Source organism: Sulfuricurvum sp. (assembly GCF_023229695.1).
Lineage (GTDB): Bacteria > Campylobacterota > Campylobacteria > Campylobacterales > Sulfurimonadaceae > Sulfuricurvum.
In genome coordinates, this window is sequence record NZ_JALNYS010000001.1 from 148,697 (window position 1) to 163,193 (window position 14,497).

Sequence of the window (14,497 nt, forward strand, 5' to 3'; positions counted from 1 at the left end):
GTGAAACGTTACGATTTACGTCATTTAAAAGATAATTTTTACGATCGCATGTCCGCTATTATAAAAGAAGAGGGTCAATCGGGAGAAGTCCTGATTTTCTTATTTGAAATCGGCGATTTTACACCGATCCAAAAATCGGCTGATTTAGTGAAAGAACTGGGATACCAGCTGATGAACTCGTTGAAATTCAACGAAGTAGACTGGACCATTGTGGTCAAAAAATAAGGATCCGTTGTGAGTAAAGTCTATTTCTCCACATGGCGGGGTGAGCTGATTAATAATATCGGCAAAAACGATGATGCATGGGAAAGCTCTGCATACAACCTGCCTGTGGAATACGATCAGTATGCCCATTCCAAAGCATTTATCGGCTGGGACGGTGTGGCACTGTTTAACCCGGATGTCGACGTAGTACGTCTTGCTACCGAATATGCAGCACAATATCAGGTCTATTCGGAAGCGTGCGGTCGATGTGCACCGGGACGATGGGGAGGGCGTATTTTGTATGATCTCTTGGATAAGATTGCCCGTGGAGAAGGAACTGTATCGGATATGGAACATCTTAAAGAAGTTTCGAAAACGATGCAGGTAACCTCAAAATGTGAGATCGGAAAAACAGTTCCTAATCCGTTATTGGATTTGATGGACCATTTTGAAGCGGAATTTTTGGCATGTATTCATGAACAAAAAGCGTCCAAGCATTATCATCTCGAAGATACGACCTATATTGCCAAAATTACGGCTCCGTGTATGGATGCATGTCCTGCGCATGTCGATATCCCGGCCTACATCGAGGGGGTTCGCGATTTACGTTTTGATGACTCTTTGATGGCGACCCGTCAAACGATGCCGCTGGCGCATACGTGCGGGCGTGTTTGCCCCCACCCGTGCGAGAGCGAATGCCGCCGTACGAACCTCGATGAGCCGATTTCCATTATGGAGCTCAAACGTCTGGGTGCCGATTATGAAACCGATCACGGATTCGGATTTTTTCATCCAATGGAGAAAAAACCGGCTATCGGTAAAAAAGTGGCTGTTATCGGAGCCGGTCCTGCGGGACTCACCGGAGCCTACTATATGGCGCTGGACGGAATAGATGTCGACGTCTATGAAGAGCTTCCGGTTCTTGGCGGAGAGGTGGCGGTAGGTGTTCCCGAATACCGAATGCCGATCGACAAGTACAATCAGGATATTGAGTCGGTTCGCGATTTGGGGGTAAATTTCATTACCAACACACGTGTTACTGCCGATATGATGCGTCAGTTTGAGTCAGATTATGATGCGGTACTGGTTGCAACCGGAACCCGCATCTCGAAAAAAGTCTATTGTGAAAATGAACGTCCGGCGATTCAAGGGTATTGGGGAGCGATCGATTTTCTCGATAAGGTTAACTTGGAAGTGAAATATGGCATTATGGTACCGGAAGAGGATCAGAAAAAACATATGCTTTTGAATAACTTTGTCGATTTAACCGGAAAAACGGTAGTTTGTGTCGGAGGAGGATTTACGTCGATGGACGTTGTCCGTTGTTCCATTCGCGCCAATGCGGCAAAAGTTATTATGATCTACCGACGGGATGAAAAGACGATCATAAACAATACGACGTACGAAGAGTATCATGAAGCGGTCGAAGAGGGCGTTGAGTTTATTTTTCACTCGGCCGTTGCCGAGATGAAAGATGAAAATGATCTCCTTAAATCGTTGATTATTGATCGTTTTGAATTGGTTCCCGATCCAAAGGGAGGACGTCCGACCCTTGAAAAAATCGAGGGGGCATCCTTTGAAATCGAATGCGATTACCTGATTCCGGCCGTGTCACAAAGTGCCGATTTGAAGCTGATCCCCGAAGAGTGGGAGATAGAACGAACTTCATGGGCAACGATCAAAACAAACGGCAAAGATTACATGACGTCACGCAAAGGGATCTTTGCGGCAGGTGACTGTGAATACGGCCCGATGACGATCGTCAATGCCGTTGGTCAGGCCAAACGTGCCGCATCGGTTATGAGCCGTTACGTCCAAACCGGCGAGATTTCGTTGACAAACGACGAGATCATGGAAGATCATCTGCGTAAACTTAAAGTTTATAATAAAAAAGAGAAAATTACGGGATGGCTTCCGGGATTGCCGCGCCAGCACAGTGAAGTTCTCACAGTAGAGGAGCGGCGTGACAACAACAAAGAGGTCAAATACGGCTTTACACAAGAAGAAGCAATTGCTGAAGCAGAACGATGCATGCGATGTTACTACATCGCCATGGTCGCACACTAGGGGGGGCGGATGATTAACTTTACGATCAATAACCAACCGGTAACTGCCCAAAAGGGTGAGACAATTCTTCAAGCCGCACGTAAAGCGGGATTTTATATCCCGACGATGTGTTATATTGAAAAAACAAATCCGTGTGCCTCATGCCGACTCTGTGTTGTAGAGACGGACAAGGTGGATGGCCTTATTCTCAGCTGTCAAACACCTCCGACCGAAGGACTTGGGGTCACGATTGACTCGTCACGTCTTCAAGCGGAACGGTCCAATATCATGCGAATGTACGATGTAAACCATCCGTTAGAGTGCGGTGTGTGCGACAAATCGGGCGAATGCGATCTTCAAAACAAAACACTGGAATTCGGTGTCTCATCGCAGCATTTCAGTGCGAAAGACCAGCACCGTACGATTGAGCACTGGGGATTGATCAATTATGATCCCGCATTGTGTATTCTGTGTGAAAAATGTGTCCACGTTTGCAATGAAATTATCGGTGATGATGCGATTACATTGCAGTTTGGGGGATACAAATCGACTGTTATCCCAAAAAACAGCGAGAAATTGGATTGTACGTTTTGCGGTGAATGCATAGCGGTTTGCCCTGTCGGCGCGCTGGTAAGTTCAAACTTTCAATACAGCGCAAACGCATGGGAGTTAAAGCAGATTCCGGCAACCTGTGCTCACTGCTCTGCAGGGTGTTCTTTGACGTATGAAGTTAAACATACGGGTGTTGCAGGCGGTGAAAACGAGAGAATTTATCGTGTAACCAACCATTTTGAATACACAACACTGTGCGGTGCCGGACGTTTCGGATTTGATTTTGCGATTCAGGCGGATAAAGACGAAGCAGAATTTGCCCGGGCAGTTGATGCCATTCGTAATGCCAAAGCAATCCGTTTTAGTTCGCTGATCACCAATGAGGAAGCGCTGATTTTGCAACGCCTCAAAGAGAAGTTCGGTCTAAAATTGTATAATGAAGAGGCACGTGCTTATCAACGTTTTGTCCGTGCCTACAGTTCGATCAGCGGAAAGAAAGCATTTGGCGGGACCTTGGACGCTATTTCTCAAAGTGATGCCATTATTATGTTTGGAAGCCGTATTGCAACGGACAACCCGGCCGTGCGTTATGCGATGACAACAGCTGCCCGCCATAACGGGGCGAAGGTTACGTACATGCATCCGATGGAAGATACCCTGTTGCAGAATGTCGTTACCCAGTTTGTGAAATACGAAGTGGGGACCGAAGAGGGTGTCATGGCGATGTTGGCCAAAACCCTTCTTCAAGAGTGTGAATTGTCCGATGAGATCCGTCCGTTTTTTGAGGAGCTGGACGAAGGGTACCTGTGCGCCGAAACCAATGTCGGAGACGAAGAGTTTGAGCGATTGAGCCGTTCGCTTCGCCGTGCGAAACGTAAAACGCTGATCATCGGTTCTGACTTGCTCAACCATCCGAGAGCTGAAAACATTGCCCGTATGGCCGCATTGATTGAAAGCATCACCGACTTTACCCTCGTAATTGTCCCTTCGCAGGTGAATACGATCGGAGTATCGCTTATTTGTGATCTTGATGAAGAGAATGAAAGCGAGAATGTCGTCGGTTACAATGGCGCGGGTGATTATGTTATGGGATCCATCGGTGACGTCAACCTCCCTTTACCGGCGCTGAACCAGCAGGAAGGGACATTCGTCAGTATCAATCATCAGCTATTACCTACCAATGTCGCACTCTCTTTTAAAGGGGCTACCCTTAATGATTTGGCATCCGCCGTTGGAGTAGCGGAACGCTATACGATTGATTACACAGCGAAATTGCCGGTTTCTGAAGGGTTTAAGGGATATCCGTTCGATGATTTGGGTAACTTTTATTCATCGCTGGGTGAAGATACCCGAGGGTATACGCTTGATAACGTCGAAGTAGAAATGGATGGAAGACTAGAAGATATCGAGGATCTTCCCGAATTCAACGGGACGGTAGCGTATCGCTGTAATCCGGTTAATCAGTTTAACGGCTACACGGCACAAACCTCTCAGCTCGAAAGAGACGAAACCCTTCGCGGCTCGGCGCAATTTGCGTCTGCGGCGCGAATCGCAGACGGGGAGAAAGTCCGGATTGAGTCATCGGGCCAGATTGAAGAACGAATTTTTCTCCTTGATGGAACGTTGAAAGGGACCATCGCACTGATTCCGACGTACGATAGAACTTTTGGTGAGGTGAATCGGAGATATCGCTTTGAAAAAGTGAAAATTACAAGGATGGGGAGTTAAATCATGAATGAAATCACGATTACGATAGATGGCCGCTCTGTCCAAACGCGAGAAGGTGAGTATATTCTTAATGCAGCTCGGGAAAACGGAATTTTTATTCCTGCGATTTGTTATTTAACACGCTGTTCTCCGACGTTGGCTTGCCGTATCTGTTTGGTTGAAGCGGATGGAAAACAGGTGTATGCGTGTAATGCAAAGTCGAAAGAGGGGATGAATATTGTCACATCTACCCCGACGATTGAAGCGGAAAAACGGGCAATTATGGAAGTCTACGACGTGAACCATCCTCTGGAGTGCGGTGTTTGCGACCAATCGGGCGAATGTGAACTTCAAAATTATACGTTGGAAATCGGCGTTGATTCCCAAACCTATTCGATTCCGGATACGTACAAGCCCGCACAGGAGTGGGGACTGATCCATTATGATCCGGCATTGTGTATTATGTGCGAACGGTGCGTGACGGTGTGTAAAGACATGATCGGTGACGGAGCGCTTAAAACGGTTCCGCGCGGCGGTGATGCGATTGAGGCAACCTTTAAAGAGTCGATGCCTAAAGATGCCTATGCGATGTGGAACAAACTGAACAAATCGCTGATCGGACCAAACGGAGGAGATACGCTCGATTGTACCAATTGCGGTGAATGTACTGCGGTTTGTCCGGTAGGGGCCCTTGTAAGCAGCGATTTTCAATATACCTCCAACGCGTGGGAACACACCCAAATCCCTGCGACATGTGCCCACTGCAGCGCCGGATGCCAGCTGAGCTACGATGTCAAACATACAAGCATCTCCCATCCGGAGGATAAAATTTATCGCGTCAAAAACGAGTGGAACTATGTCTCATTGTGCGGAGCAGGGCGTTATGGGTATGATTTTGAAAATCGCGGTGTAACCAAAGATGAAACTGCATTTGCTGCTGCAATAGCTGCATTCAAAAAAGCCGATACGATTGCATTTACCTCGTCCATTACGAATGAAGAAGCATTGATTCTTCAGCGCTTGAAAGAGAAATCGGGTTACCGTCTCATTAACGAAGAGGCTCGTGCGTTTAAAAACTTTTTGAGCCATTACAGTGAAATCAGCGGCACCTCTCTTTATGGCGGAAATTTGAAAGAGGTACATGAAAGCGATTTCGTCGTATCCATCGGAAGTGCTCTTAAAACCGATAATCCGAATGCCCGTTTTGCAATGAATAATGCCCTTTCAATGAATAAAGGGGCGGGATTGTATTTTCATCCCATTAATGATCCGGTCATCGCCGATATGTCTAAAAACGTGACACAGATTAACCATGTACCGATGATGGAAGAGGCAGCTCTTTATTTAATCCTTGACCTTTTCGGAGATAAAGGGGCAATGCCGTCTGCAGTATCCGAATATCTCTCCGGTTTTCATTCAACCAAAACCGTTACGGTAGAAGAGACGGTTGACGAAAAAGTGACCGAAACGGTTGTGAAAAAAGTGCTCAACGAAGAGACTGGCATTGAAGAAGAGGTCAGCGAACAGGTGACCAAAACGGTGAAGAAAAAAGTTGCCAAAGAGGTTGAAGTGGATGAAAACCGCTTGCTCGATCTGGTGAGCGCACCGGCAAAATTCAGTGAAACACTAACCAAATATTTAGCCAAAAAAGAGCACTTTTCCTTAATGGTCGGTCCCGATTTGTATACCCATCCGAATGCACGTAACTGTGCCCGTCTGGTGGCGTTAATCGAAAAATATACGCCGTTTAGCGTAACCATGATCCCAAATCTCGTCAATACGCTGGGGGTTGCCCTTATCTGCGATTTGGATGAAAAAGGGGGAGACTATACCATCGGATACAATACGAAAGGTGACTTCACCCTCAGTGCGTTAGGAGATGGCGATTTGGATATGCCGGCTCTGAATCAGCAGGAGGGGACGTTTACGAGTATCGATAAACGGGTCAATCCGACCAATGCGGCAGTGGCGTTTGGGGGATATGAGCTGAACGATATCGCCAATAGACTGGGGCTGCAGGCAAAATTGACGGTTGATTATACGTCGCAGCTTCCGGAAAATGCCGGGTATGTTTCCGTTGAGTTTGATGGTTTGCCCAATTATTATACGAATGGGGGAGAAGAGGTACGCGGATATCTTCTAAACGTCCAATCCTATGCGTGTAATGGTGATGAAAGTGTTATAATCATTGATGAGTCTAAAAGAATGGACAACGACGTTGTTTATCTCGCCAATCCTGTGCTGCAATTCACCCCTTTTACCGCTAAAGCGCATCAGCTTGATAGCAAAGGGGGGATATATGTTTCACAAAACTATTGTGATGCAAAAGGGCTGCAAAACAAAGATCAAGTTCGTATCAGCAGTGCAAAAGGGGAACTTGTGACAACGATTATCGTAGATGGCAAGATTAATGGATTAATACCCTATCTTCCGACATTCGATACTAATATCAACTTTGAGTCATTGTGTGAGCGTTATCGTTTCACGAGTGTATCAATTCAAAAGGTGTAAGCATGGATATGGCATTTGTTATCGAGACGATTATTAAAATCGTTGTTATCTTATTGGTTTTCTCGGCGCTTGCGGGCTTGGGTACTTATTTTGAGCGGAAGGTGCTCGCATTTATGCAACGCCGGCTGGGACCGATGCATGTCGGCCCTTTTGGATTGCTTCAAGTAGCGGCGGACGGGATCAAGCTCTTTACCAAAGAGGATATTATCCCCCAAAACGTCGTTAAACCGATTTTTAAAATTGCTCCCGTTATAACGGCGGCAACCGCATTTATGGCAGCGGCGGCTATCCCTTTTTGGCCGCAATTTACCGTAATGGGGTATACCGTCCATCCGATCGTTGCGGATATCAATGTCGGGATTCTTTACGTACTCGGGGTAATGGCGATCGGACTTTATGGACCGCTTCTTGGGGGGATGGCATCGGCCAATAAATGGTCGCTGATCTCTGCAGCGAGAAGTGCGGCTATTTTTATCTCCTATGAAGTTGTCACCGGTCTTTCCCTTTTGGCACCGCTTATGATGGTTGGATCCCTCTCCTTGGTGGATATTAACAATTACCAAACCGGCGGGATAACCCACTGGATCGTTTGGTCCCAACCGGTAGCGTTTATTCTGTTCTGGATTGCTGCATTTGCTGAGACCGGGCGTACTCCGTTTCACCTCGTTGCGAATGATCATGAAATCATTGACGGTTTCGGTACGGAGTATTCGGGTATGCGCTGGGGACTCTTCTTTATCGGTGAATATGCCAATATGTTCTTCATTTCGTTTGTCATTGCAATCGTTTTCTTGGGCGGATTTGGTGACGGTACGATTGCGGGGGCTTTTCAACTTCTCCTGAAAGTAGCGTTTTTCTTTTTCTTTTTCCTCTGGACACGTGCCGCATGGCCGGATGTGCGACCTGACCAGTTGATGTGGTTGTGTTGGAAAGTTTTAATGCCGATTGCGGTAGTCAATGTCGTTGTTACCGGCATTGTGATGATGTTCTAAGGAGGGATTGATGCATTTAGAACCGTTTGAAGACCGTAATGTTGCGCCAGAGCGTGCGTATTACTATGTCGATATTGAAAATTATCCTGTAACCGGATGGGATAAATTTAAACAAGTTGTTAAGCGTACGTTTAGAGGGGAATTGTTTGTCGGTTTATGGGTAGTACTCCGCGAAATGATTAAATTTGATATTCATACGGTCCAATATCCAAAAGAAAAATTGCCGATCGGTCCGCGTTATCGTGCCGTACACAAACTGTTGCGTTTGTGGGAATCCGGATATGAGCGCTGCATCGGATGCGGATTATGCGAAAAAATCTGTATCTCCGATTGTATTCGAATGGATACGCGTATTGATGAAAACAGCCGGAAAGAAGTGACCGAATACAGTATCAATTTAGGGCGTTGTATTTTTTGCGGATATTGTGCCGAAGTGTGTCCGGAATTGGCGATTGTTCACGGGCAGCGTTATGAAAACGGTTCAGAGCAGCGGGCCCATTTTGTTATCAAAGACGATATGCTTACCCCTCTCGATCTGCTTAAATCAGGTCAGCAAGCCGAGTACCCGGGCTTTGGTGCGATTACCCCACATGAGGACGAGCGCGTACAAAAAACGCCGCTTGCCTATTAAGGAGCTTGAATGTTTGAAGCAATTGCTTTTTATCTGTTTGCGGTATTGACGATTGCAATGTTTACCATCACGGTAATGACATCGCAGGCGTTGTACGCATTGACGGCTATGGCGGCAGGGATGATTTTTATCTCTGCATTTTTCTTTATACTGGGTGCGGATTTTCTTGGAGCGATTCAGATCATCGTCTATACCGGTGCAGTGATGGCTTTGTATGCATTTGGAATGATGTTCTTTGATACAACACGCAATGTTGTTGAAAAACAGACGAATCCTCGTATTGTTTTCGTACTCGGAGTATTGGCAGCGGTAATGGTAGTCGCTATTTTTGTTGCGCCGATTGTTTCGGATAATATTGAAGCGCTCTATCCAATCAATTCACAAGTTGGAAATACGCAAGCTGTGGGGATGGTTCTTTTCACTAAATACCTTGTTCCGTTTGAAGTTGCGGCCGTAATGCTTCTTGTCGCTATGATCGGGGGGATTGTCCTGGCCGGTAAAAAAATGGACCGATCGCTGACGCTGATGGCGGAAGAAGAGATCGCCATGATTCATGCATCGAATGAGAGACATCCAGAGAAGGGGGAACACTAATGGAAATTACACTGACCCATTATCTTGTATTATCGACAATACTGTTTGCAATTGGTCTTGTCGGGATTATGCGCCGTAAAAATTTGTTAATGCTATTTTTTGCAACAGAGATTTTACTTAACGCAACCAATATCGGGTTTGCGGCAATATCGCATTATTTAGGAGACTTGAGCGGCCAGATGTTTGCATTTTTTATTATTGCAATTGCAGCGTCCGAAGTGGCGATTGGTTTAGGTCTTCTCATCGTATGGTATAAACGTACCGGCAAGATCGATCTTGATCTTATGACATCAATGAGAGGGTAGGCTATGGAACTTTATTTATACATTGCACTTTTTGCTCCGTTGGTAGGGTCGCTTTATGCGGCTCTTTTTGGAGCATCTCCAAAATCTTATCACACAGGTTTGATAGCATCGGGGCTATTGTTTACATCATTGGTTAGCAGTGCTATTTTATTAAGCTATGTCATGGGCGGGCATACGGTCCATGTCGAGTTGATGACATGGATGGCGACGGGAGATCTGTACATTCCATTCGGCTTTGTTGTCGATCAGGTCAGTGTTGTCATGATGATGGTGGTAACGATCGTGTCTACGGTTGTTCACGTGTATTCAATCGGCTACATGGACCATGACAAAGGGTTTAATCGCTTTTTCTCCTATCTATCGGCTTTTGTATTTTCGATGATGGTTTTGGTCATGAGTGATAATTTTGCCGGATTGTTTATCGGATGGGAAGGGGTTGGTCTGTGCTCATGGCTTTTGATCGGCTTTTGGTACCACAAAGAATCGGCTACCTGGGCAGCAAACGAAGCGTTTATCATGAACCGGATTGCTGACCTTGGAATGCTAATCGGTATTTTCTTGGTCTATTGGAATATCGGGTCATTGCAATACGATGTTGTTTTTGCCGAAATTCATAACTTAGATCAAAAAGTGATCACATGGATCGGTATTTTCCTATTTATCGGTGCAATGGGTAAATCGGCACAATTTCCCTTACATCCGTGGCTTGCTGACGCGATGGAAGGACCCACACCGGTGTCGGCCCTTATCCATGCCGCTACGATGGTTACCGCCGGGGTCTATTTGGTTATTCGTGCCAACCCGATTTACAGTGAAATTCCGGATGTCGGATATTTTATTGCATCACTCGGTGCATTTGTAGCAATGTTTGCCGCGACCATGGCTCTGGTAAATCGTGACATGAAACGGATTATCGCCTATTCGACCCTTTCGCAGTTGGGATACATGTTCGTGGCTGCCGGTTTGGGCGCCTATTGGGTGGCACTTTTCCATCTTATGGCACACGCATTCTTTAAAGCGCTCTTGTTCCTTGGTGCAGGAAATGTGATGCACGCGATGAGCGATGAGCTCGATCCGGTTAAGATGGGTGGTCTTTACAAAGTGATGAAAGGGACGGCGATTCTGATGATTCTTGCTTCGGTTGCCCTTGCCGGGATCTGGCCGTTTGCAGGGTTCTTTTCGAAAGATAAAATTCTTGAAGTAGCGTTCAGTTCAGAGCATTATATTTTGTGGGGGACGTTATGGATAACTGCCGGTTTGACTGCATTTTATTCATTCCGTCTGATCATGCTCGCATTTTTTGGAGAAGAGCGTTATAAACAATACGGATTTCATCCGCATGAAGCGTATCGCTTTATGTTGGTAGTTATGTCTCCTTTGGCCCTTCTTGCCGTTATTGCGGGATGGTTTGAACACGATTTTGTCCGTTTGGTAACAACGTTGTTACCGGGTTTTGAATTTCATACCCATCATGTAGAGTTGATGCTTATCGGCGTGACCTCATTGATTGCAGTTGGGGGAATTGTTACCGCGATATTAATGTATCGAAACGGCCCTCTAAGTACAAAATGGGAAGAACATTTTTGTTATAAAGTACTTATCAATCAGTACTATATCCCTAAATTGTACAATGAGATTTTTACGAAACCGTATGGTGCACTTTCCCGTTTTGCGTGGAAAGAGATTGATATCCGGATTGTGGATGCCACGGTTGACATGATTGCCAATGCAATCTACAAAACAGGTGAAAACACACGAGATATTCAGAATGGAAATCTTTCAACCATGCTTAGATGGATGGTTATCGGCTTGGTGGTTTTATTGGCGCTAGCCGTAGCGTTTACCGTCGGGTACAACGCCATCGGCGCTTAAGGAGTAATGATGTTGGATCATATTTTATCGATTTTAATTTTCTTTCCGGCATTGGCGGCAATGCTCGGATTTGTTGTCGCGAAAGATAGCATACGGGCATACGGTATAACTGTAGCGGCTATTGAATTCGTCCTTTCGTTATGGTTGTGGTATGCGTACGATCCGATGAGTTCGGGGATGCAGTTTATGGAGTCTGCACCGTTGATTCCGGCATTCGGAATTAATTACCTCCTCGGTATTGACGGTATTTCATTATTTATTGTCATTTTGTCCACCTTTTTTACGTTGATCGGTATCGCATCATTGACGGAAACACGTCGTGTCAAAGATATGATCATTACGTTGTTGTTTTTAGAAATGACAATGGTCGGTGTTTTTGCGGCGCTGGATGCGATTGTATTTTATGTCTTTTGGGAACTTTCATTGGTGCCGATGCTGTATATTATCGGTGCATGGGGCGGGCCTCTGCGTATTTATGCCTCCGTTAAATTTTTCCTCTACACCTTTACCGGGTCATTGGTAATGTTGGTCGGTATGCTCTTTATGGCCTATTTTTATTATCAGGCAACAGGGATGTGGAGCTTCTCAATCTTGGAATGGTATCGTTTGATTCTTCCGGAGAACTTCCAATTGTGGTTGTTTGCGGCTTTTTTCTTAGGTTTTGCGATCAAGGTTCCGATGTTTCCATTCCATACATGGTTGCCGTATGCGCATGGACAGGCTCCGACTATCGGTTCGGTAATTCTGGCTGCAATTTTGCTAAAAATGGGGACCTATGCATTTGTCCGTTTTTCACTGCCGCTTTTTCCGGATGCATCGGTCTTTTTTATGTTTCCAATCGCGGCTATTGCAATTATCATGATTATTTACACGGCTATGGTTGCTTATGCGCAAGAAGATATTAAGCAAGTCGTTGCTTACAGCTCGGTCTCCCATATGGGAGTTATCATTCTTGGAACGTTTGCCTTGAATGTTGAAGGGGTTAGCGGTTCGGTTTTCTTGATGCTGGCCCACGGGGTTGTATCGGGTGCTCTGTTTTTACTCGTCGGGGTTATTTACGATCGCCGTCATACAAAGTTGATGTCGGAATTCGGCGGTTTGGCATCGGTTATGCCACGTTATGCCACTATTTTCGGAATTATGATGATGGCATCGGTCGGATTGCCGCTAACCATTAACTTCGTCGGAGAGTTTCTAAGCTTGCTCGGTTTTTACAAACAATCTCACACGTATACCCTGATCGCAGGAACTGCGATTATCGTTGGTGCGATCTATATGTTGGCAGCGTACAAAAAGATGTTTTTTGGCAATGTAACGAATGAAGAAAACAAAAAACTCAAAGATGTGAATAAAACCGAATTGATCGGACTGGTTCCATTGGTGATTTTGGCAATTTGGCTAGGTGTTTATCCTAAGCCGGTTTTGGAACCGATTAACAACAGTGTCGAATCGGTGATCCAGTTGATGCATGATAAAGCGCAAAGCTCTGAGGCAAAAGCGCGTATTCCCAATCTCTCCGATGCCGGAGCGATGAAATTACACCAGGAGGCGCACTAATGTTAGAGCCGATTAATGTTTCGATGGCGTCGCTTAACGTAGCGACACTTGCACCGATGCTTATCGCGATAATCGGTGCACTGGCAATTTTAGTGATCGATTTGGCGAAAGAGGGATTGCACAAATCTTTTTATGTCATGGTGGCGTTGTTATTCTTGCTCCTTGATTTGGGTACATTGGTTGAGTTTGGGGGAGTATTTCTTAAAAACGGCACCGTATTGGGCTTTTTTGATGTCATGCTGATGGATGGTATTGCCATCCTTTCTCAAATTATTATCGTTGCAGGTTCGATGCTTTTTATTCCGTTGGCACTCACCTCAAAACGGTTTCATGAGTACAACTACCCGGAATATTTTGCCCTCTTCTTGTTTATGATTGCAGGGTTTCAATTTATGGTTGCGACGGATAACCTGATTTTGGTTTTTGTCGGCTTAGAGACAGCTTCATTGGCTCTTTATACACTGATTGCATTGCATAACCGATCGAAATCGTTTGAAGCGGCGGTGAAGTATTTTACGATGGGGGCACTGGCCGCAGGATTTTATGCGTTCGGTTCGATGGTTTTATACGCTATCAGCGGTTCGGTAGAGATTAATCAGATTGCGACGGTATTGGCGGAAGATCATTACAGCAATATCGGGTTTGTTCTCGTAGGTGTTGTCTTTATGATCGCGGCTTTTGGATTTAAACTCTCCATGGTACCGTTTCATACGTGGACGCCGGATGTTTACGAAGGCTCTTCAGCGGCACTTGCGGGATACATGTCGATTGTTCCGAAAATTGCGGCGTTCGTCGTTGCTATGCGGTTGTTTGAATTCTTGGTCCACAGCGGGGTTGTCTGGCTTCAGGTAATCTTGTACATCGGGGTCGTTATAACAATGACGGCGTCAAATATCTGGGCACTGGTCCAAACCGATGTCAAACGGATGTTGGCGTACAGTTCGATCTCTCATGCCGGTTTCGTTATGGCCGCTATTTTGATCGGGACGACGCAGGCGAACAGCGGATTATTTTTGTATTGGGCATTGTTCAGTTTTACAAATCTCGGAGCATTTACCATGTTATGGGTGAACCGTCAGAAAAATCTTCTTCCGGGGCAAAGTTCCGACCACCCGTACGAGAAATTTTCGGGTATGATAAAAACGATGCCGATGGCTGCATTGATGATGGCGCTTTTCATGTTGTCACTTGCCGGTATTCCTCCGTTTGGTTTGTTCTGGGGGAAAATGTATATGATCGGTTCTGCCGTAAGTGCCGGATATACCGTATTGGCTTTGATCATGGCTCTGAACTCGGCAATTGCAGGGTATTACTATCTTAAACTTATTATTTTTATGTTTATGAAAGAGCCGATGGTCGGGTATGAAAAATATTATTTGATGAATGCCTCGTTATCGTTAAAAACCATTATCGGAATTGCTGCAGTCGGGACGATCTTTGCAGTTTTTGCCGTCAATCCGCTCTTGGAAGTTATTACCCGTTTCGTGTATAATAGCGGCTATTAATCCTCGATGAGGAAAGGGGAG

Annotated in this window: 11 protein-coding genes; all 11 read left to right on the forward strand. The window is 45.6% G+C overall.

The genetic code is table 11. The annotated features are described in order from the left end of the window. The 11 genes from M0P91_RS00830 to nuoN are packed head-to-tail and all read left to right on the forward strand — an operon-like array spanning window position 1 to window position 14,476. Window positions 1-225 carry an NADH-ubiquinone oxidoreductase subunit E family protein gene (locus M0P91_RS00830; protein ID WP_295063110.1) on the forward strand — a complete coding sequence of 75 codons (225 nt, stop codon included), beginning with the start codon at window positions 1-3 and terminating at the stop codon, window positions 223-225. A 9-nt stretch (window positions 226-234) separates the two neighbouring features. Continuing rightward, window positions 235-2,271, forward strand: a complete 2,037-nt coding sequence (locus tag M0P91_RS00835) for an FAD-dependent oxidoreductase (protein ID WP_295063113.1) — start codon at window positions 235-237, stop codon at window positions 2,269-2,271. 9 nt (window positions 2,272-2,280) lie between these two features. Beyond that, window positions 2,281-4,530 (forward strand): NADH-quinone oxidoreductase subunit G, encoded by a 2,250-nt coding sequence (locus M0P91_RS00840; protein ID WP_295063116.1) that lies wholly within the window; start codon window positions 2,281-2,283, stop codon window positions 4,528-4,530. A gap of 3 nt (window positions 4,531-4,533) precedes the next feature. Further along, window positions 4,534-7,020 (forward strand): NADH-quinone oxidoreductase subunit G, encoded by a 2,487-nt coding sequence (locus tag M0P91_RS00845; protein ID WP_295063119.1) that lies wholly within the window; start codon window positions 4,534-4,536, stop codon window positions 7,018-7,020. A 2-nt stretch (window positions 7,021-7,022) separates the two neighbouring features. Next, window positions 7,023-8,012, forward strand: coding sequence for an NADH-quinone oxidoreductase subunit NuoH (gene nuoH, locus M0P91_RS00850; protein WP_295063123.1), 990 nt, complete (start codon window positions 7,023-7,025; stop codon window positions 8,010-8,012). Window positions 8,013-8,022: 10 nt separating this feature from the next. Further along, complete coding sequence (gene nuoI, locus M0P91_RS00855) at window positions 8,023-8,643, forward strand: NADH-quinone oxidoreductase subunit NuoI (RefSeq protein ID WP_295063126.1); 621 nt, start codon at window positions 8,023-8,025, stop codon at window positions 8,641-8,643. Between the two features lie 9 nt (window positions 8,644-8,652). After that, the gene (locus M0P91_RS00860; RefSeq protein ID WP_295063128.1) at window positions 8,653-9,237 is read left to right on the forward strand and encodes an NADH-quinone oxidoreductase subunit J; all 585 of its coding nucleotides are present in this window, start codon (window positions 8,653-8,655) and stop codon (window positions 9,235-9,237) included. Further along, complete coding sequence (gene nuoK, locus M0P91_RS00865; RefSeq protein WP_295063131.1) at window positions 9,237-9,542, forward strand: NADH-quinone oxidoreductase subunit NuoK; 306 nt, start codon at window positions 9,237-9,239, stop codon at window positions 9,540-9,542. The genes M0P91_RS00860 and nuoK overlap by 1 nt, the downstream gene beginning before the upstream one ends. A gap of 3 nt (window positions 9,543-9,545) precedes the next feature. Then, entirely contained in the window at window positions 9,546-11,414 is a 1,869-nt protein-coding gene (gene nuoL / locus M0P91_RS00870; RefSeq protein ID WP_295063134.1) for an NADH-quinone oxidoreductase subunit L, read from the forward strand. A gap of 9 nt (window positions 11,415-11,423) precedes the next feature. Beyond that, complete coding sequence (locus M0P91_RS00875) at window positions 11,424-12,971, forward strand: NADH-quinone oxidoreductase subunit M (protein ID WP_295063137.1); 1,548 nt, start codon at window positions 11,424-11,426, stop codon at window positions 12,969-12,971. Next, window positions 12,971-14,476 carry an NADH-quinone oxidoreductase subunit NuoN gene (gene nuoN / locus M0P91_RS00880; protein WP_295063140.1) on the forward strand — a complete coding sequence of 502 codons (1,506 nt, stop codon included), beginning with the start codon at window positions 12,971-12,973 and terminating at the stop codon, window positions 14,474-14,476. The genes M0P91_RS00875 and nuoN overlap by 1 nt, the downstream gene beginning before the upstream one ends. Window positions 14,477-14,497 lie beyond the last annotated feature (21 nt).

Coding starts and splice junctions, on each gene's coding strand:
- M0P91_RS00840 (WP_295063116.1), top strand. CDS start 2,281: ATGATTAACTTTACGATCAATAACCAACCGGTAACTGCCCAAAAGGGT.
- M0P91_RS00845 (WP_295063119.1), top strand. CDS start 4,534: ATGAATGAAATCACGATTACGATAGATGGCCGCTCTGTCCAAACGCGA.
- nuoH (WP_295063123.1), top strand. CDS start 7,023: ATGGATATGGCATTTGTTATCGAGACGATTATTAAAATCGTTGTTATC.
- nuoI (WP_295063126.1), top strand. CDS start 8,023: ATGCATTTAGAACCGTTTGAAGACCGTAATGTTGCGCCAGAGCGTGCG.
- M0P91_RS00860 (WP_295063128.1), top strand. CDS start 8,653: ATGTTTGAAGCAATTGCTTTTTATCTGTTTGCGGTATTGACGATTGCA.
- nuoK (WP_295063131.1), top strand. CDS start 9,237: ATGGAAATTACACTGACCCATTATCTTGTATTATCGACAATACTGTTT.
- nuoL (WP_295063134.1), top strand. CDS start 9,546: ATGGAACTTTATTTATACATTGCACTTTTTGCTCCGTTGGTAGGGTCG.
- M0P91_RS00875 (WP_295063137.1), top strand. CDS start 11,424: ATGTTGGATCATATTTTATCGATTTTAATTTTCTTTCCGGCATTGGCG.
- nuoN (WP_295063140.1), top strand. CDS start 12,971: ATGTTAGAGCCGATTAATGTTTCGATGGCGTCGCTTAACGTAGCGACA.